At 56.3% G+C, this 19044-nt stretch carries 15 protein-coding genes; 8 read left to right on the forward strand and 7 right to left on the reverse strand.

Annotated elements, in window-relative coordinates:
• Positions 1-74: 74 nt before the first annotated feature.
• Entirely contained in the window at positions 75-1430 is a 1356-nt protein-coding gene (locus AC6I8E_RS01560; RefSeq protein WP_013359827.1) for a sensor histidine kinase, read from the reverse strand.
• On the reverse strand, positions 1427-2086 hold the full coding sequence (locus AC6I8E_RS01565; RefSeq protein WP_003855687.1) for a response regulator: 660 nt from the start codon (positions 2084-2086) through the stop codon (positions 1427-1429). Before AC6I8E_RS01565 ends, AC6I8E_RS01560 begins: the two co-directional genes overlap by 4 nt.
• 550 nt (positions 2087-2636) lie before the next feature.
• Between AC6I8E_RS01565 and AC6I8E_RS01570 the strand changes: the two genes are divergently transcribed.
• The 4 genes from AC6I8E_RS01570 to AC6I8E_RS01585 all read left to right on the forward strand — a co-directional run bounded on the left by AC6I8E_RS01570 (position 2637) and on the right by AC6I8E_RS01585 (position 6524).
• A complete protein-coding gene (locus AC6I8E_RS01570) occupies positions 2637-3584 on the forward strand; it encodes a hypothetical protein (protein ID WP_201252012.1) in 948 nt (315 codons plus the stop codon).
• Between the two features lie 190 nt (positions 3585-3774).
• Positions 3775-4143: a helix-turn-helix domain-containing protein gene (locus AC6I8E_RS01575; RefSeq protein WP_013359828.1), complete on the forward strand. Its 369-nt coding sequence runs from the start codon at positions 3775-3777 to the stop codon at positions 4141-4143.
• 168 nt (positions 4144-4311) lie between these two features.
• Positions 4312-5208, forward strand: a complete 897-nt coding sequence (locus AC6I8E_RS01580; RefSeq protein ID WP_497824347.1) for a LysR family transcriptional regulator — start codon at positions 4312-4314, stop codon at positions 5206-5208.
• 110 nt (positions 5209-5318) lie between these two features.
• Entirely contained in the window at positions 5319-6524 is a 1206-nt protein-coding gene (locus tag AC6I8E_RS01585) for an MFS transporter (RefSeq protein ID WP_346436072.1), read from the forward strand.
• A gap of 55 nt (positions 6525-6579) precedes the next feature.
• On the opposite strand, the gene AC6I8E_RS01590 is transcribed toward AC6I8E_RS01585, so the two are convergent.
• Both AC6I8E_RS01590 and AC6I8E_RS01595 read right to left on the reverse strand, forming a co-directional pair.
• On the reverse strand, positions 6580-8970 hold the full coding sequence (locus AC6I8E_RS01590) for a glucose/quinate/shikimate family membrane-bound PQQ-dependent dehydrogenase (protein ID WP_110331213.1): 2391 nt from the start codon (positions 8968-8970) through the stop codon (positions 6580-6582).
• A gap of 276 nt (positions 8971-9246) precedes the next feature.
• Entirely contained in the window at positions 9247-9846 is a 600-nt protein-coding gene (locus AC6I8E_RS01595) for a hypothetical protein (protein WP_110331214.1), read from the reverse strand.
• Between the two features lie 401 nt (positions 9847-10247).
• On the opposite strand from AC6I8E_RS01595, the gene AC6I8E_RS01600 reads away from it, so the two are divergent.
• Entirely contained in the window at positions 10248-11489 is a 1242-nt protein-coding gene (locus AC6I8E_RS01600; protein ID WP_013359834.1) for an MFS transporter, read from the forward strand.
• Between the two features lie 439 nt (positions 11490-11928).
• On the opposite strand, the gene AC6I8E_RS01605 is transcribed toward AC6I8E_RS01600, so the two are convergent.
• On the reverse strand, positions 11929-13086 hold the full coding sequence (locus AC6I8E_RS01605) for a Gfo/Idh/MocA family protein (protein ID WP_013359835.1): 1158 nt from the start codon (positions 13084-13086) through the stop codon (positions 11929-11931).
• 269 nt (positions 13087-13355) lie between these two features.
• On the opposite strand from AC6I8E_RS01605, the gene AC6I8E_RS01610 reads away from it, so the two are divergent.
• Positions 13356-14240 (forward strand): glucosamine kinase nucleotide-binding domain-containing protein, encoded by an 885-nt coding sequence (locus AC6I8E_RS01610; RefSeq protein WP_201252006.1) that lies wholly within the window; start codon positions 13356-13358, stop codon positions 14238-14240.
• Between the two features lie 40 nt (positions 14241-14280).
• The gene (locus AC6I8E_RS01615; protein WP_013359837.1) at positions 14281-15399 is read left to right on the forward strand and encodes an ROK family transcriptional regulator; all 1119 of its coding nucleotides are present in this window, start codon (positions 14281-14283) and stop codon (positions 15397-15399) included.
• A 59-nt stretch (positions 15400-15458) separates the two neighbouring features.
• On the opposite strand, the gene AC6I8E_RS01620 is transcribed toward AC6I8E_RS01615, so the two are convergent.
• Together AC6I8E_RS01620 and AC6I8E_RS01625 are read right to left on the reverse strand one after the other, a co-directional pair.
• A complete protein-coding gene (locus AC6I8E_RS01620; RefSeq protein WP_095706342.1) occupies positions 15459-16550 on the reverse strand; it encodes an ABC transporter ATP-binding protein in 1092 nt (363 codons plus the stop codon).
• 12 nt (positions 16551-16562) lie between these two features.
• Positions 16563-17162, reverse strand: a complete 600-nt coding sequence (locus tag AC6I8E_RS01625) for a GNAT family N-acetyltransferase (protein WP_013359839.1) — start codon at positions 17160-17162, stop codon at positions 16563-16565.
• 550 nt (positions 17163-17712) lie between these two features.
• Here AC6I8E_RS01625 and AC6I8E_RS01630 point away from each other — a divergent pair.
• Positions 17713-19044: an extracellular solute-binding protein gene (locus AC6I8E_RS01630; RefSeq protein WP_497824348.1), complete on the forward strand. Its 1332-nt coding sequence runs from the start codon at positions 17713-17715 to the stop codon at positions 19042-19044.

Consider the following 19044-nt stretch of genomic DNA (forward strand, 5'->3'; position numbering starts at 1 on the left):
TCACAATAACGGCGTGGATCGAACGGAACCAGGCAACCGTTTACGTTGTCTGGTTCGTGATCAAACAGGCGGGATCAGGGAAGAGTGACGCGAACCTGCAAACCACAAATTGCACCCTGTGGCGTCAGGCAATTGGAAAGGGCGACGTGAATCTGATGTTTCTGTGCGACGTTGCGCACAATGGAGAGTCCCAGCCCGCTGCCCTGCGCTTTCACGTCAGGCGAACGGGTAAAACGGTCAAATGCGCGTTCGATAAAAGATTCCGGCATACCTGGCCCGTTATCGACAATATCGACCACCGTTTTGCCCGCGACCCGATGCAGCAGCACATCGACCAGGCTACCTTCCGGCGTGTGCAACATGGCGTTACCTATCAGATTGTCGAACAGGCTGCGCAGCTCGGAACGGCTGGCCTGCAGGCGATACTGCGTGGAGCCATTAAAGCCGATATCGATGCCGCGCTTATCCGCCACCACCATCAACTGCTCAATGCTCTCTTTTAGCAGATCTTCAAGTTCGATATGCTCCACGCTGGACACCACGCTCTGGTCATCCTGACGTGAGACATTGAGTAACTGCGTGACCAGGTGACGGGTACGCGTGACGCCCGCTTCCAACTGGCTGAACTGACGGCTCGCTTCACCCGGCTGAATATGCTGACGCAGGTTTTCCAGCTGTAACGTCACCGCTGTTACCGGCGTACGCAGCTCATGCGCGGCATCTTCCAGGAACTGACGCTGCGACGACCAGGCGTCACGCAGCTTACTCAGCAGCGAGTTGTAAGCGGCTACCAGCGGCAGGATCTCATCCGGTAAGCCTTCCGGTGAGACATTGTGTGGATGATGGGTTTCCTGCGCCGCAATCTGACGCGAAGCGACCTGCAGATCGCGGGTGATCTTGCGCACCACCAGCCAGATCACCAGCAGCGACAGCGGCATCATTAGGATCATCGGAATGATCGCCGACAGCGCCCGCTTGACCATTGAGGCCTTCATGTAGCTGAGGTTGTGCATCACCTGAATCGTTTTGATCTCGCTGCCAGGCATGCCGGGCCGGGAAAAAATACGCCATTCACAGTCGTCGCACTGACCCACATGCACATCGTGATAACCGCGCTGGTTTTGCAGCGGGGCCTGCAACTCCGGCCATGAACTGGCCCGCAGCTGGCCCTGATCGTCCCAGAGCTGAACTACAAAGGCGCTCTTTGCTTTGTCAGGTGCAATAAGCATCGGCATCAGGGCGGGCATCTGTTTATTGGTGGACCAGGCATCAGCGATTTTTGCCAGCTGATCGTCCTTCATGGTACCGACCATATCGCCGTAACAGCTGAAGAAATACCAGGTGACGCCGCCGATCATCAGCAGATGAATAATCAGCAGGGTAGAGAGAAGTTTATTGCGCAGTGAGCGCATAAAGCGGAAAGGTTTCATATCGCCGGAACCCGCCAGCCCAGTCCGCGTACATTACGGATCACGTCGTTATCGAGTTTGCGACGCATGCCGTGGATCAGGACATCCACCGCGTTGCTGCTGACTTCATCGCCCCAGCCGTAGATGCGGTTTTCCAGTTGCTCGCGCGACAGAATAGCGCCCGGCCGCTCCAGCAGCGCGTAGAGCAGGGCATATTCCCGCGCCGTCAGCTGCTCGCGCTGGCCTTTGTAGAGCACCTCGCGGGTCATCATGTCCAGCTGCACATCGCCGCTGCCAAGCACCGAGTCTGCCGCGCCGTGGCTGCGCCGGGTAATGGCGCGCATCCGGGCCATCACTTCCTGGAGATCGAACGGTTTAAGCAGGTAGTCGTCCGCGCCGCTGTCGAGTCCCTGAATACGCTGCGCCACCGTGTCGCGTGCGGTAAGAATCAGGACCGGCGTGGCGTCGCCGCGCCCGCGCGCCCGGCGCAGAACCTGCAGACCGTCATCGCGCGGTAAGCCGAGATCAAGCAGTACACAGCTGTAGCCGCCTTCGCTCCAGGCATTCTGGGCATAGACGCCATCGCGCACCCAATCTACTGACCAGCCCGCGCCCTGCAGTGCCTGTTGCAGGTTCGCGCCGATCATTTCATCATCTTCAACCAGTAACACGCGCATGGCTGATCTCCTTTATAAAGATGAGAGAGAGTTTATCCATCAATTGTTAGGCCAGAATTATCCTTCCGCCGTCATACTTCGCACTGTGGCGGCGTTGGCTGCTTTTGCTCACCCCAGTCACTGACCAATGTCAGCTCCTGGGGATTCGCGCCTTTGCCGCCTTGCCACAGCACGAATTATTTTGGCGGACCGCCATCACCGATATTTTACAGAATTAACCGGTGGCTTAGCGTCCCTCTCCATACCCACTGAGATACCCGTGATTGCAAGCGTAAATGGGGTGACGTATATTTGAACAATAGATTCATGCCAGACATTTCAGCGGTGAAAAGTATGTCAGCTCAGGAAGCAAAAATCAGACATCAGCGCGAGTATCAGGAGCGTGTTGAAGCCGTCCGAAAGGGTCAGGCTCCGGGCCGCGTTCTTGAAAAACGTCCTGACGGTATTGTGCCTGCAAAAGATGGACGCAGCCTCGCATTTTTCTGACATCATGCCCTGCTGAAATCGGCTAAGTGATAAAATAAGCTCATCATCCAGGTGGGCTTTTTTTATGACATCGCACGCTATTCCTCCAGAAGAACAAATCCTCAAACTCAATCGTTATCTGATCGATAACGCCGTACAACTGCCATCCCCGGTTATCACTGTTGGTGGTCAGGCTGTTATGTACTGGTATCTGACTTACCTGCACTTTTATCCTGATCAACCTGACATAACATCCATTACCTCAATTGATGTCGACTATGTCACGCGAAAAGAAGGCGTTGATGTCATAGCAAAAATTTTTAACGTGTCAGCTCAGGTTCAGGAAATTTTTAATCCGCCCTCGATTGCGGTTCTCAGTCTTATTGATAAAGATACAGGCAGAGTCAAGGAAGATGCTCAGGGTCAGTTCCTCAATGAGCCGCTTAATGAGGCAAATATTGTCGATATTATCGATCGCCCCACAGGCTTTGAAGTTGGGGATTTTGTCGGTGATAAACTTGCACTTAATACGGAACCCTTTCTGGTTATGCCTGATCGACATGGCGCAGCCATGAGTCATGAATTCGTGCGGGTGCTGAACCCTGTTGCCTGTATCCGCTCCCGTCTGTCGAACGCCACTGTGCCTATGGGCAAAGACAGGCTGACTGAAGCTGAGCGAATTCGGGTACTGGCTCTGCCAGTTTTTAACTTTTTACTTGAGAAGTTACAAACATTACCTTTCCGGCAGGGAAGGCGTTACGTTGATTATTTTATTTCGTTTATCTGGGATAGGTCATTCAGACGTTTTCAGGCAGAACACAGGATCCCCTTATTCCGTATTGTTGAACAACTGGTCGCTGAGCTGGAACAGGATCCAGACCACGAGGTGCCACCCGAATTTTATCAGGAAGAGTTATCCCGAAAAGTGGATTTCCTGACTCAGGAATATCAGCGGTACCTCAGAATGGTTGAAGTCAGGCAAGACTCAACAATCACGCACATAACCCGCATAAAAATGATGCGGGCTGACTAAGTTTTTTAAACATCTCACCTCTTTTTTCAACAGCAATCTCACCACAGATTTCCCCCCAAAGCCCCGCTGGCCGCACCCTTCCGCGCCCATTCCCGCCGTTGCTAATTCTGCGCTAATTTTCTGCTAATTAAGGGATAAATTTTAGCGGGTAGAGTGGCTCCACTGCACATCAGCATCAACAGGAGGAACCATGAATCAGCGCGAGTTTATTCGGAGTTTGCTGGACTGGATTGAGAACAACTTAGGACACGATCTGCATCTGGATGAGGTGGCACGCCGCTCGGGCTATTCGCGCTGGCATCTGCAACGCCTGTTTCGCCAGCACACCGGCTTTTCACTGGCAGAATATATCCGCCAGCGCCGCTTAACCGAGTCTGCACTCAGTCTGCTAAGCAGCAACGAAGCGATACTGCAGGTGGCGATGAACTACGGCTTCGATACCCAGCAGGCCTATACCCGCACCTTTAAAAACTACTTTATGATGACGCCGGGCCAGTTGCGCCGTCAGCGTCGCGTTGAGCCGGATCGGCTGCTGTTTCCTCTGGCGATGGCCAGCTGATGCCTGTTAAGACCTTCCCGTCACCGCATACAGACGGGAAGGTCGGCCCGCGCTCAGCGCCGCTCTCCTCCTGAACTTTGCCTCGTCTTTTTTTGCCCGCCCGCCACAGTGACCCCGCCCTGACGTGTTAGTTTGTTGCCTGCCCCTTTTACTGTCGGAGTCGGGAACATGGAAAACGGCGAGAATTTAACCGCCATGTTGGTGTTTGCACGGGTCGTGGAATTGCAGAGTTTCAGTGAGGCAGCACGGGCACTTGGCCTGTCCAAATCTCACGTCAGCCGGGAAATTGCCCGTCTGGAGCTGCGGCTCGGTATCCGGCTGCTACAGCGTACCACCCGGCGGCTGGCACTGACTGAGCTGGGCCAGGCTTATTATCCCTACTGTGTGCGGATGCTGGCTGAAGTGCAGCGCGCCGAGGCGTTTGTGCAGCAGGTGCATCAGCAGCCCACTGGGCATGTCAGGCTGCAGGCGCCCGTCACCTTTGGCTGCCAGTGCGTGGTTCCCGTTCTCAATCATTTCCTGCACCGCCATCTGCATATTAACGTCGATCTCGATCTGACCGATCGCAATCACGATCGGCTGGACGATCAGGTTGATCTGGCGATTGTGATCCGATCCTGCTCGCCGCAGCAGGGCAATTTCCGGGTACTGAGCGATATCGAGTGGGGGCTTTATGCCGCGCCGGCTTATCTGGCGCAGCGACCCGTAATCACCCATCCTGAAATGCTGCCGCGCCATGACCTGCTGCTATTTCACGGTCCGGCGCACACCGCTGCGCTGCCATTCCGCCGTGATAAACAGCGGCTGGCACTGGACGTGCGCAGCCGCTTTCGCGCCAATAACAGTATGGCGCTGCTCAATGCCGCACTGGCAGGCAGCGGTATCGCTTATCTTCCGTCCTACATGGCGCAGGAGGCGGTGGCACGTGGTGATATCCAGCAACTGCTGCCGGAGTGGCAGATGGATCGCCTGCAAAGCTATCTGCTGCTGCACAATACGCCTGAACCGGCGTCGCCGGTGACACTGCTGTGCGATGCCCTGATTACGGCGCTGAATCCGGGCTGATTGTTGCCTGCTGACAACAATCAGCGCCACAGAGTAACTATTACGCCACGACTGTTGTTACTCTGCGACTCCGGTTAGCCTGTATCCCTGATCATTCAACGGATATCATCATGCAACAGTCACCCGAAACGGCAGAGTTTCAGCACTGGCGACGTAACTTAGCGGTCTGCGTCGTCGGCTCTTTTACCACCATCGTGGCGATGACGCTGCTGCTGCCGTTTCTGCCACTCTATGTGCAGCAACTGGGCGTTGAGCAGCCGGCAGCCATCGCCCGCTGGTCCGGGATAGCCTATGGCGCGACCTTTTTCAGCGCCGCGCTGACTGCGCCGCTGTGGGGCAGGCTGGCTGATCGCTATGGTCGTAAGCTGATGCTGATTCGGGCCAGCCTGGGGATGGCGATTGCGATGTCGCTGATCGGCATGGCGACCGCGCCCTGGCAGCTGGTGGCGCTGCGGCTGCTGGCCGGGCTGCTGGGTGGCTACGCATCGGGATCGACCATTCTGGTGGCAGCGCAGACGCCAAAAGCGCAGACCGGCTGGGCGCTGGGCGTATTGTCCTCCGGCATTATGGCGGGCAATGTGGTCGGGCCGCTGCTGGGTGGAGTGTTACCGCCGCTGATCGGCATCCGTCAGACGTTCTGGCTGACCGGCGCGGTAATCTTTCTTGCCTTCCTCGCCACCACCTTTTTACTTAAAGAGCAGTCGAGCGCTACCGCGACGTCGCGCGCCAGCCAGCAAGCGCAGTCCGCAGACGAGCCGGTGAATCACACCCTGGTGCGGCTGATGTGGCTCTCCGGCATGTTGCTGATCTTCGCCAGCATGTCGATTGAGCCGATAATCACGCTCTACGTGGGCGAGTTCGTGCAGGGCGACCATCAAATCACTATGATCGCCGGACTGGTGATGTCTGCGGCGGCGCTGGGCACGGTACTGGCGTCACCCCGGCTGGGTCGTCTGGCCGATCGGGTAGGGCACTGGCGGGTTCTGACCGGCGGACTACTAGTCAGTGGGGTGCTGCTGATTCCGCAGGCGTTTATTACCGCGGCCTGGCAACTGGTGATACTGCGTTTTCTGATGGGGATGGCGCTGGGCGGATTGATGCCGTGCATTACAGCGATTATCCGCCATAACGTGCCCGGTTCCCAGGTCGGACGGATGCTGGGATATTCAACCTCGGCGCAGTATATCGGTCAGGTCAGCGGCCCGCTGTTTGGTGGGCTGGTGGGTGGGACATTCGGGATGCGGCCAGTGTTTCTGGCGACCTGCGTGGTGATGCTGTTTTGCGCCTGGCTCAACTGGCGCGGGATGCGTAAATAACGCGATCAAAAAAGGCGGACCGGAGTCCGCCTTAGTTTATTCACAGCGTCGTGAATTACTTCTGGTCTGGCAGGGCGTAGGCAATCACATAATCGCCCAGCTTAGTACCAAACGAACCGTGCCCACCTGCTGCGATGACAACGTACTGCTTGCCATTCACTTCATAGGTCATTGGGGTCGCCTGGCCGCCTGCTGGCAGACGGGCCTGCCATAACAGCTCACCGGTATCGGTGCTGAACGCACGCAGGTAGTTATCGGCGGTCGCGCCAATGAAGAACACCTTACCCGCGGTGGTGATAGGACCACCCAGCATCGGCATACCCATTTTGAACGGCAACGGAACCGGTGCGCTATCGCGAACGGTACCGATACGCTGTTTCCACACCACGTCGTTGGTCTTCAGATCCACCGCGGAGATGTAACCCCAGGCAGGCTGTTTACATGGCAGACCAAACGGTGACAGGAACGGATTCAGCTCGACGCCATACGGCACGCCATACTGTGGCTGAATACCGGTTTCCGTACCTGAACCACCCTCAGCGCCTTTCGGCGGCTCAATCGGGTTGCCCGGGCCACGTGGAACCAGCTTCGAGACAAACGGCAGCGCCATTGGGTTAGCAATCGCAATCTGACGATGTGGATCGACGGCAATACCGCCCCATTCGAACATACCGAGGTTACCCGGGAACACCAGCGTACCCTGCTCAGAAGGCGGGGTGAACGGACCTTCATAGCGCAGGCGCTTGAAGATCACGCGGCACACCAGCTGGTCAAACATCGTTGCGCCCCACATATCCTTGTCCGTCAGGTTCTGCTTCGGACGGAAGGTCAGCTCAGAGTAGGGCTGAGTAGCGGCAACGTGATCGCCTTTGGCAGCACCCTGTGGTACTGGCGTTTCTGGCGCAGGTACCACTGGCTTGCCGGTGCGGCGATCCAGGACAAAGATGTTGCCGGTTTTCGCTGGCGCATAAACCACCGGTACGGTGTTGCCATCTTTATCGGTGATGTCAGCCAGCGTTGGCTGCGACGGCAGATCCATATCCCACAGGTCGTGATGCACGGTCTGATAAGACCAGACCAGCTTACCGGTGGTGGCATTCAGAGCCAGCACGCTGCTCGCATAACGCTCCTGCTCTGGTGTGCGGTTACCGCCCCAGATATCCGGTGTGGTCACACCCATTGGCAGATAAACGGTATCCAGTTTCGGATCGTACACTGCCGGTGCCCATGAGTTCGGTGAATTCATGGTAAAGGTGTGTTCATCAGCCGGAATGGCATTCGGGTCTTTCGCGCCTGGATCAAACACCCACAGCAGTTTGCCGGTATTCACATCAAAACCACGAATCACGCCTGACGGCTCGCGGGTTGAGAAGTTATCGGTAACCGCACCCGCCATGACGATGGTGGTGTTAGTAATGATCGGTGGCGAGGTCGGCTCATACATACCCGCAGTCGTGACAGGCTGTTTGTGCTGCAGATCCAGCTCGCCGTTGACGCCAAATGACGGGCAGCGTTCGCCGGTCTCTGCGTCCAGGGCAAACAGGCGACCATCGTTGACAGGCAGATAGATACGACGTGAGCAAAGCGCAGGCTGCGTGTTTGCCGCATCGGCGGCTGCCGGCACTTCGTGATAAGAAACACCACGACAGGTCACATGCTGGAAGGTTGGGTTAACCTTCATGCCCGGATCAAATTTCCACTTCTGCTTACCGGTGGCCGCATCCAGAGCAAACAGGATCTGGTGTGGCGAACAGAGGTAAAGCGTGTCGCGGATTTTAATCGGGGTAACTTCGTCGGTGATTTCACCCGGATCGTTAGGGGTTTTCATGTCGCCCGTCTGGAACTGCCAGGCAACCTGCAACTCTTTCACGTTCTGGTGATTGATCTGCTTCAGCGGCGAGAAACGGGTTCCCTGCTGATCGCGCGCATAAGCGGGCCAGTCAGCATCCGGGATGTTGCTCAGCGGCGCAGCCTGCGGGGCGTTGTCAGCGGTTTCTGGCACTGAACCGTTTATCACCTGTGGGTCGTTAAACACCGCATAGGCCAGCACGATAGCACTGGCAACCAGCGCCACAGCCATCGTACCCAGCGCGGCTTTACTGCCTGCGTTAACACTGCGATAAACAAACGGCAGGATCAGCCAGACACCAAAGATCACCAGCACATCGGTGCGCGGTGCCAGTGCCCAGAAGTCCGTACCCACTTCCCATACACCCCAGATCAGGGTGGCGATTAGCAGCAGCGCATAGAGAACCAGCGCGGTGCTTTTACGACGTGAAAGCAGATAAGCGGTGATAAGCATCACCACACCGCCGAAAACGTAATACCAGGAACCACCAATGGCGGCTAACCAGCCACCGCCAATCAGCATAAACGCGCCCGTCAGCGCTGCGAACAGCACTGTCAGAAAACGAATTACGCCAAATGATGAGGAGTTTTTCCCCATAATATCGACCTCGTTTCGTTACCATAAAACACACGAAAACAACCAGATAGGTTGCTTCCAGTTATCAAGTACAAATGATTAAGGGTGTTCTTGAGTATCTCTTCCGCTAAGACAGACGATCCCTTTGTGTTAAATGTTATAGCAAAATCAGATCGAGGTTTGATTTTTTTAGCTTAAAGCGCTTAACAAATGCAGTAATGCGACATTTTATGAGGGATTAAAGGACGTTAAGCGCACCGCCGTGTGCCCTTAACGCCGGAAAGCAGGATTTGTGAATCAGCAGCTAATAAGATCGCCGTCCGAGCGTTGCTGTTGCCAGCCGCTGATATTTATCTCAGCAAACTGCTCAGCCGTTAAAGTCGGCGTATGACTTCGCACGATGACCTCTGCTCCTTTTTCACGAAATGTCGCCATAAAAAAGGGAAAGGTAAATTTTTCATAATTGTCATTAAAGAACGCTTCGTTTAAAACAATTCCTGAAAAAGGAAAGGATTCCAGCAGTCGCCAGTCTGCTCCCGGCGGCGCAAAATCATAAAGCCAGAAATCAAATTTCTTAGTTAATTCAAGCAGTGGCGCATAATGTGCCACTAAACTGGAATAATTGATTCCAATCCGGATACGCCCATTCTGTAAATGTGAATAAGCGTCCGGTACAGCAATCATTCCGCGTAATCGCATATCATCGATCGGAATAATCATTAATGCTGCTTCAGTGGCAATTTGATTGTGTAATGAAATAATGTTGTTTGTATTAAGTGTATTTCTGCTTTCCTGGTTTTGCTGAAGATAAGGCACGCTATAGCAAATGCCAGAGACATTACGCTTAACGTGATGGATAGGTTCAGTAACATAGGGGTTATATAAACTGTTTTTCATTATCTCTATGAAATGCAATAAAAAAGGATTTGTTGATAATTAATCATATAAAAAGTCGCATTTTTTTAAACGCGTGAATAAATATAGATCATCTGCTTAATCCAAATCATCCTTTTGTTGCCTGAGAAAGTAAATAAACCCATTAGCAAAGAGATGATAATTCCTTTGGCGTCTGATGATGTGCTGGAATATATTCAATAGTCGGGACCAATAGGCTGGTAATAGTCAGGAGAGGTCGGACGTGCCTGTGCCAGACGGGTATGCCTTTTATTGGGCAGAGAGACAGGACTGGAGCCGCAGCCATTCAGGTCTCATCCGGTCTGTTAATTTAGCATCATCAATCACCACACCAATAACACCGTGCAACGATGCGGGCTTCCTCACCTGATTTGGGATAAGACATGGGATTTATGGCATCAACAGCGGAAGAGTCGCTGTGGCGACATCGGACATTTGTCGCATTCTGGCTGGCGCGCACCTGCTCATCATTTGGTTTTCAGATGTTCTCGGTAGCGATCAGCTGGCAGATCTATGCGCTGACCAACAGCGCAATGGCGTTAGGGATGATTGGCCTGATGCAGTTTCTGCCGTCGGTATTGCTGGCGCTACCTGCAGGTCATCTTGCGGATCAATATGACCGGCGGCGCATTGTGCTGCTGGGGCAACTGGTGGAATTTGCTGCACTGGTGGCATTAGTGGTGCTTACCTTATTCCATACCGCCGATAAGACCGCGCTGTGGGGGCTGGTGTTTATGATTGCGGTGGCGAAGGCGCTGGAGTGGCCCGCGATGTCCTCAATGTTGCCGTCGCTGGTGCCGCCCTCGATTCTGGCACGCGCGATGGCGATGAACTCGGTAGGGGGCCAGGCGGCGGTGATTGTCGGGCCGACGATAGGCGGCTTGCTGTATGTTGCCGGGCCGCATGTTGTGTATGGCGTTTCCGGGCTGTTTTATCTGATTTCGCTGACGCTGGTGAGTCTGCTGCGTTATGAGCGTCCGGTGCAGACCCGTCTGCCGATGAATATGAAGAATCTGTTTGCCGGGATTCACTTTATCCGTGAGCGCAAAGATGTCCTTGGAGTGATTTCGCTCGATCTGTTTGCGGTGCTGCTTGGTGGCGCAACGGCGCTGCTGCCGATTTTTGCCAAAGATATTCTGCATACCGGGCCGTGGGGGTTAGGGATGCTGCGCGGTGCGCCGTCGGTCGGTGCATTACTGGTGGGCATCTGGCTGAGCCGTCACAAGCTGGACAAGCATGTCGGGATGATTATGTTTGGCTCGGTGGCGGGATTTGGCGTGGCCACGCTGGTATTCGCGCTGTCCACGCAGCTGTGGCTGTCGCTGATTGCTCTCTGTGCGCTGGGCGGCTTTGATATGGTAAGTATGGTGATTCGGGGTGCGCTGGTGCAGCTGGATACGCCGGATGCCATGCGCGGACGGGTGAATGCGGTTAACGCAATTTTTATCAATACGTCAAATCAGCTGGGCGAGTTTGAGTCGGGATTGCTGGCAGCCTGGATGGGGGCGGCACCCGCGGCAGCGATTGGCGGCATCGGTACACTGATTGTGGTGGCGTTGTGGATGAAGCTGTTTCCGCATCTTCGGCGGCGTCAGAAGCTGGAGAATGAGGTGGATCCGGTTTAGAGCTGGTTAGAGGTATGCAGCGGTCATGGGCCACTGAGCAGGCTCAGGGAGTATACGCCTTTCGCAAAGACGCAAAAGACGCCATCCCTGGCAGGCTCAGCGCGGCCCATCCCTGGCCCGCGATGCTTTGCTGCAGGCGTATGCTCCCATCGCTTTAAGTGCGTAAGTTGCCTTGGGCTGAGGAGTGGTTTGTTAGGGCTGGTTGTGGAGAGCAGGTCTGGATCGGATGCAGGCCTATGTCCCAATCGCTTTAAGAATGTAAGTTGCCTCAGGCTGGGGAGAAGGGAAAAGACGTTGGTTGAGAGTTGGGCAGAGTTATTAAGGTGGCGCTCAACATCAATAATGTCACTGGCCCGAAGGCCAGTAGAGGAAGTTACCAGTCATACTGCCATTCAAAACCCGGAGTCAGAGGGGGAGTCTGACCCGCAGGCTGGGACCATCAGGCCCCGGTTTTTCCCAGGTTGGCGTCAAATGTTAGCCAGCTTTCACGCATGTCCACTACGCTGCGGGTTTTGCGCGCCTCATCGATTTTTATGGCGGTGAGGCCCGCTTCCAGCGCGTCCACAACTGAAACTTTCAGCGGTGTTCCCTGTTTAATATGTTTAACGATCTCTTCTGCCATCAGGGCATCTGCACCGTAGTGACCATCATAAGCATTGCCGCTGTAAGCGGTGTCGACCTCTTTCTCACCGCTGCGCGCGTTGTGAACGCGGAAGTAGTTTCGCACGAAGTCGCCTTCCGCCATGCCGTCCGTGCCCATGACGCAGAAACGGCGGAACTCATCCGGTACGTTCAGGTTGGCGTGGAAGGCGAGCGTCGCGCCGCCTTCGTACTCAATCAGGGCGGTCTGGTAATCAACAATATCGGCGTCGCTGTCGAAGACCGCATCGGTGCTTGACCAGCCGCTGGGCTTTTCGTGATAGAGCGCTGATTCAGCGGTGATCGCCCCCTGCGGCGCATGAGCAGGGGTAAAGGATTTGCGGCCACCAAAGCTGGCGACGCGGATCGGACGCTCCTGCAACAGGCCCTGATAGAGATCGATGTCATGGCAGCACTTTTCCAGAATGTAAGGACCGGCATACTTCTCCAGACGTCGCCAGTCGCGCTGGAAAAAGGCACCGTGATAAGGCTTGATATGTTCTGTCGCCTCAATCGAGGTGATTTCACCTAATTGCCCGGCATCGCGTGCCGCCAGCAGATCGTGATAGAGCGGGGAGTAGCGCAGCACCAGGCCAACCAGAATGCGTGCCTCGCCATACTGGCGCACCAGCTTCGCCATCTCCATGGTCTGCTCTTCATTGATCACTACCGGCTTTTCGGTAAATACGGTGTAGCCCGCCGCCAGCGCCTGACCTACATGCTCCAGATGCAGGAAGTTGGGGGAGCCAACCAGCACCACATCCATGCCGCCGTGTTCCAGCAGCGCGTCAATGGATGCAAAGGCCTGGCCGGGCGCGATACCAAAGCTGTGCAGATTAGGCAGTCCGGCGGGGGCCGGATCGTAATAACCCACTACCGAGAAGGCGTCATCGGCTTTGCTGAACTCTTTGATCACGTGGGACAGACGAAAGCCGAGACCAATAATGCCTACTTTCATGTTAAACCCCTGCTCCTGAAATCGGATAATGCATAGCCCGCCTGCGATCGGGCGCGCCTGTTGATAATCTGACCACCAACTTATTACGATGGAAAAACTAATGTCAATAACGCGCTGCGCGCTTTGCGGCGTACCTTTTGTTATCTCAATGTAAAATAAACAAAAAGTGTCGATATATTTTTGCCATATTTATTTGTTATTGCGATTTAAGTTTTTTTATCCTATCGTTCGCTCATTATGGCTATAACCCAAAATCGGGAAGGAAGCGCGTGCAACCACACTATCTTCTTGGCATTGATGGCGGCGGTACACAGTGTCGCGCGCGGTTAACCGACCTGCAGGGCCGCGTGCTGGCGGAAGCCACCGGCGGGCCTGCCAACGTCTGGTCAGACTATGACGCGGCGCTGACCTGCGTCGGACAGCTGATTGACCGGGTATTGTCACTGGCGGGATTAGCGTCGGAGGCGCTGGCGCAGACCGCGCTGGTGGCCGGATTAGCGGGTGCCAATGTCGCTTCGGTGCAGGCGCGGCTCGCCAGCTGGCAGCCTGCCTGCGCGGCGTTACAGGTGGTCAGTGATGTGGAAATCGCCTGTGCGGGCGCGCATGCTGGCGCTCCTGGCGCCGTCTTTATCATCGGCACCGGCAGTCAGGGCGCGGCCTGGGATGGCGAACGCTTTACGCTGCTTGGCGGCTGGGGCTTTGCCCTGTCCGATCAGGGATCGGGCGCGGAGCTGGGCCGCCGTGCGCTGCGTCTGGCGCTGCTGGCCCATGAGTTCATTATTACGCCGACCGCCTTTTCCCGGCAGCTGATGGCACAGTTCGGTGACAGCCCGGAAACGATGCTGCTCTGGACGCGCTCAGCGACGCCTGCCGACTGGGCGCGCGTGGTGCCACAGATTTTCGCATCCGCCGATGCGGGCGACAGCCACGCACAGGATCTGCTGCATCAGACCGCCGCCGATATCGGCCTGATGGTGCGCCGTCTGATTGCGCTGAGCAGCGGACGGGTGGCGCTGATGGGTGGCCTGGCCACGCCAATTCAGCGCTGGCTGGACGACGATATCCAGGCCCGGCTCGTGACGCCACAGGGCGATGCCCTGAGCGGGGCGCTGATACTGGCGCAGCAGCTGACCTCTGTCCGATTACCGATCTGAAACTGGCTGAGCCTTCTCAGCCAGATAACCCGAGGAATTTATGACCGCTCCCAACGTAACCGCGCGTATTCTGCGGTTGATTGTTGAAAATGCGCCGATCAGCCAGTCAGACCTGAAAGTCCGCAGCGGACTGAGCATGTCGACCGTGTCGCAGGCCACTAATCGGCTGCTGGCGCAGGAGATTGTACAGGAGCTGGGGCTGCGTCGCGTGTCGATGGGGCGACCAAAAACCCTGCTGGGCCTCAATCCCGATCGCGCCAGCGTGATTGGCATTCAGCTCAATGCGGAACGTAACCTGATCGTCATGACCGATCTCAGCGGCAATCTGCTGGGCGAACAGCAGATGCCGAAAGGTACGCTGACACCACGTCAGCTTGGCGATGCGCTGGCGAAGTTCCTGCGCGGCGTGGAGGAGAAACGGGTTGGGGCGATAGGCCTGGCGCTGTCGGGCCTGGTCGATGCCGAAAATGGCTACTGCATCCGCTCCAAAGTGCTCGACTGGGATAACGTCCCGATTGCACGCCTGCTGGAAGAACGCTTCTCGCTGCCGGTGTTTATCGAGAACGACGCCAACGCCATGGCAATGGCTGCGCTGGTGTTTGGTCAGCTCGGCAACGCCCAGTCGGCGGTGATCGCGACCTACGGCAAAGGGATCGGGGCGGGCATCATCCTGAATCGTCAGCTCTACCGCGGTCGTCACGGCAAGGCAGGCGAGATCGGCAACGGGCTGGTGGGCGACGGCTCGCTGCGTCTGCTGGAGGATGTCGCCTCATCGCGCGCCATTCTGCAGCAGTTGGCTGAGCAGGAACCGGTAGAAGGCCTCACGTTGCAGGCGCTGGATCAGCGACCCACGCCTGAGGTTCTGGCGGTACTGCAGGAAGCCGGGCGCGAGCTGGGAATTTCGCTGGCGAACCTGTCGGTGGCCTACGACCCGGATGTGGTTTATCTGGCGATGGAGCCGCATATGGCGTCACGTATTCTGCTCGATCACATCACCCAGAGCTTCCAGGCTTACCGGCTTAAACTGACACCGCACATGACGCCGCTGCAGTTCCTGACGGAATCGAACCGGATGTGGGCGCTGGGCGCGGCGGGTTTTGCCGTCAACCGGCTGCTGGATCTGCTGGCGGCGCAGGCCGACGAAGAGCCGGTCACCTGATTGAGCTCTCAAATAAAAAACGGGCGCTTCGGCGCCCGTTTTTTATTTCCGCGTTTGCCTTAGCGCAGGCGCATTCCCTGCTCATCAAACAGCAGGCAGTGTGCGGCAGAAAAGCCCAGTTCAACCTGCGTACCCAGATCGCGCGTAGTTGCCTCGCGCTCTTCCACCACCAGCATCTGCTCGCGCCCGATATCCAGGTAGAGATAGTTGGTGTGGCCCAGCATCTCGCCATAGGCCAGCTCGCCATGAAAGCGCTGTGCCTCCGGTGTCTGCGCGGCAGGCTGGAAGTGCTCAGGACGAATGCCCAGCGTCACGGTTTGCCCCTCGCGGCAGTCGGCGGCAATCTTCAGCACCAGCCCCTCAATCTTCAGTTCCGGCACCCGCAATTGCACTTCACCCTCGCTGGTGGCACTGATCTCCGCCCGCAGAAAATTCATTTTTGGTGAGCCGATAAAACCGGCGACAAACAGATTATCCGGGTCGTGATAGAGCGTCAGCGGCGCGCCGACCTGCTCAATGCGGCCCTGACGCAGCACCACAATGCGGTCAGCCAGCGTCATCGCCTCCAGCTGATCGTGGGTCACATAAATCATCGTGTTACCGAGTGAGGCGTGCAGCCGGGCGATCTCAATCCGCATCTGTAGACGCAGCTCTGCATCAAGGTTAGAGAGCGGCTCATCGAACAGGAAGATACGCGGATGACGGATAATCGCCCGGCCAATTGCCACGCGCTGCCGTTGTCCGCCCGAGAGCGCGCGCGGCAGGCGATCGAGCAGTTCGGTGAGATGCAGACGGGCTGCCGTCTGAGTGATCGCCTCGTTGATCTCCGCTTTGGACTTTTTCATCACCTCCAGCGGATAGGCCAGATTGCCGCGCACCGTCATGTTGGGGTAGAGCGCATAGGACTGAAACACCATCGCGATGCCGCGCTCGGTGGCGGGCTGCTGCGTCATGTCCTGCTCCTCAATCAGCAACTGTCCGCTGCTGATCTCCTCCAGCCCGGCGATCATCCGCAGCAGCGTCGATTTACCGCAGCCAGATGGCCCGACAAACACCACAAATTCGCCGCTGTTGATCGTCAGATCGATGCCATGAATGACATTAACGTGTTCATACGACTTCTTCACATTCTGCAAGCGCAGGCTGGTCATCGGCTACCTCACTCAGAGTAACTGGCCCATGTAGATGGCATTGCTGCGCAGGATGGGGGTAAAACCCATGCGCGCATAGAAGGCGCAGACCTGCTCATTCTGCAGGCTTACGCCAAGATGGACACCACTGACGCCCGCCGCCCGCAGCGCCGCCAGTTCATGCTCAATCATCCGGCGACCCCAGCCGCCTTTCTGCGCTGCCGGCAGCAGGTTGATATGCAGATGCGCGGGCCACTGTGTCACCAGCGTTTCTGCGGCCTGGTCGGGATGGCGGATCGCGTCGAGCACCTTGCTGTCGAGCGGGGCGCTGGGGCTGCGGTCGCGATATTTTTCCTGCAGCTGTGGCCACCATTCGGCCTCAAGCTGTGCTTCGAACGCGCGGGTATCCGGTGTTGCCACCACATATCCCTGCACCTCATTGTCCCGCTCCAGCACAAAAGCAAAGTCTGGCGCGAAGCGCGCATAGGGGACGGCAAAACGCTGGCCGGGATAGTCAGGATCGGAGTAGAGCGCGCGGGCATCGCCGCCTGCATCGGCTGTTTCCAGGCAGATGCGGTAGAGCGCCGGGTAGTCCGCCGGCGTGGCCGGACGAATGACACCTTGATTCGCCATGGTGAATTCTCGTGAGTGAGGGAACCGGTCAGGGATTGAACAGATCCGCAGGTGAAAGTTACGTTAATGAAAGTGGACTTAGTTTTCAAGATAGAATAATTACCTTATCGCACTAACATGGGCGGTTCGGCAACGTTTAACGGCGTCAGGATGCACAACTGTGATCGCCAACACGCCCGGAACAGGGCGACTGGCGGCAGATTCACGGCCGATCAAAAGAGAAAAGTGTGAGCGTGATAGGATTTTCATATGTTTTATCAGGACGTTATTTTGCGATTATCAGGCTGGTATCTCCTGCTGAAGAAAAAGCGGCTGGCGACGTGCCGCCACGGTTAATGACGTAAAAGCCAGCGTGGCGTGCTGAATTACGCGTCATATCGTTGTTTATTTGCGCGTGCTCACAGCGTTGCAATTCCCAATGCAGGCTGTTTGACTTTATTTTTCCATTAAAGTAAGTATGAGTGAGTGCGTTTGTGTGCGGCTGCAGCCTGCAGGATGTCAGGCGGTGAGATGAAAGGATGCCGATCCTGGTCTGAAGAAGGTGAGCATAATGTCTGTTTCCTCCGTTCGTTCGTTCCGAATTCGCAATGTGGGTCGGCTGCTGGCAGCGGGCCTGCTGGCGGGCAGCGTTTCTCATGCCGCTCACGCCGCCGTTACTCTGAATGAGTGGGATATCTACAATTACCCGGAGCAGACTGCTGCGGTGGATGAAGGGATTAAAGAGTTCTCACAGCAGAATCCCGGCATCGTGATTAACCGCTCGGTTCACTCCTTTGAAGATACCCGTATTCCGCTGAAGCTGGCACTGACCGCCGGTGATGGCCCGCAGATCGCGCAGGTCAATCAGGGCGGCGGTGATATGGGTTCGCTGGTCAAAGATAAGCTGCTGCTGCCGCTCGACAGCTACGCCGCCAGCTATGGCTGGACGATCCGCTTCCCGGACTCGATTCTGAAACGTAACCGCTGGTCAGACAGTGGCGAGTTCGGCAGCGGCAAGCTTTACGGCGTCGCCAGCCTGGGCGAAATGGTCGGCCTCTATTACAACAAAGCGCTGCTGGATAAAGCGGGCATCGCGGTGCCAAAAACCCTGGCCGAACTGGAAAGTGCCATGGCGAAGCTGAAACAGCAGGGCACCGCACCGATGATGCTGGGCCTGCTGGATGGCAACATGGGCCAGCAGCTGCTCAGCACCCTGTGGCAGGCGCAGATTGAGAGCCACGACCGCAAGACGCTGGATAATCTGATTTACGATGTGGGCGGCACCTTCAAAGACAGCAAGCTGGTCAATGCTGCCACGATGATGAAGAGCTGGACCGACAAAGGGTACTTCTTCCCGGGTTTCCAGGGCATTGGTCACGACGATGCGGCGACACTGTTCCAGAACGGCCAGGCGGCGTTCCTGGTCAGCGGCACCTGGTATCTCGGCCAGTTTAAAGACAACAAGGATATTCACTTTGCTGCGATGCCTGCCGGTGACGGCGTGAAGCAGCCGCTGATGGTAGGCGGAACCGATCTGGCGTTCTCGATTACCAGCACCGCTAAAGGCAAAGATCAGCAGGATGGGGCGGCGAAGTTCATCAACTATATGGTCTCGGATGCCATGGCGAACCGCTGGCTGAAAGTGGGCTTCCTGCCGGCCAGCACCAACAAGGCGGCCAAAATGCCGGCGGATAATCCGCTGCTGGCAGAGGCGTATCAGGTCTGGCTGACGCTCAACGACTATGACGGTTTAGGTCACTATGTAGACTGGGCCACGCCGACCATGAATGCCGAGCTGAATCAGAATGTCCAGCTGCTGCTGGCGGGTCGTCAGACTGCCGATCAGATGGTGGTGAATTTTGATAACAACTATCAGCGTTACCTGAAAACTCTGAAGCATTAA

The organism is Pantoea sp. X-Soil-YNGN-785, from assembly GCF_059730585.1.

Coding starts and splice junctions, on each gene's coding strand:
- AC6I8E_RS01560 (WP_013359827.1), bottom strand. CDS start 1,430: ATGAAACCTTTCCGCTTTATGCGCTCACTGCGCAATAAACTTCTCTCT.
- AC6I8E_RS01565 (WP_003855687.1), bottom strand. CDS start 2,086: ATGCGCGTGTTACTGGTTGAAGATGATGAAATGATCGGCGCGAACCTG.
- AC6I8E_RS01570 (WP_201252012.1), top strand. CDS start 2,637: ATGACATCGCACGCTATTCCTCCAGAAGAACAAATCCTCAAACTCAAT.
- AC6I8E_RS01575 (WP_013359828.1), top strand. CDS start 3,775: ATGAATCAGCGCGAGTTTATTCGGAGTTTGCTGGACTGGATTGAGAAC.
- AC6I8E_RS01580 (WP_497824347.1), top strand. CDS start 4,312: ATGGAAAACGGCGAGAATTTAACCGCCATGTTGGTGTTTGCACGGGTC.
- AC6I8E_RS01585 (WP_346436072.1), top strand. CDS start 5,319: ATGCAACAGTCACCCGAAACGGCAGAGTTTCAGCACTGGCGACGTAAC.
- AC6I8E_RS01590 (WP_110331213.1), bottom strand. CDS start 8,970: ATGGGGAAAAACTCCTCATCATTTGGCGTAATTCGTTTTCTGACAGTG.
- AC6I8E_RS01595 (WP_110331214.1), bottom strand. CDS start 9,846: ATGAAAAACAGTTTATATAACCCCTATGTTACTGAACCTATCCATCAC.
- AC6I8E_RS01600 (WP_013359834.1), top strand. CDS start 10,248: ATGGGATTTATGGCATCAACAGCGGAAGAGTCGCTGTGGCGACATCGG.
- AC6I8E_RS01605 (WP_013359835.1), bottom strand. CDS start 13,086: ATGAAAGTAGGCATTATTGGTCTCGGCTTTCGTCTGTCCCACGTGATC.
- AC6I8E_RS01615 (WP_013359837.1), top strand. CDS start 14,281: ATGACCGCTCCCAACGTAACCGCGCGTATTCTGCGGTTGATTGTTGAA.
- AC6I8E_RS01620 (WP_095706342.1), bottom strand. CDS start 16,550: ATGACCAGCCTGCGCTTGCAGAATGTGAAGAAGTCGTATGAACACGTT.
- AC6I8E_RS01625 (WP_013359839.1), bottom strand. CDS start 17,162: ATGGCGAATCAAGGTGTCATTCGTCCGGCCACGCCGGCGGACTACCCG.
- AC6I8E_RS01630 (WP_497824348.1), top strand. CDS start 17,713: ATGTCTGTTTCCTCCGTTCGTTCGTTCCGAATTCGCAATGTGGGTCGG.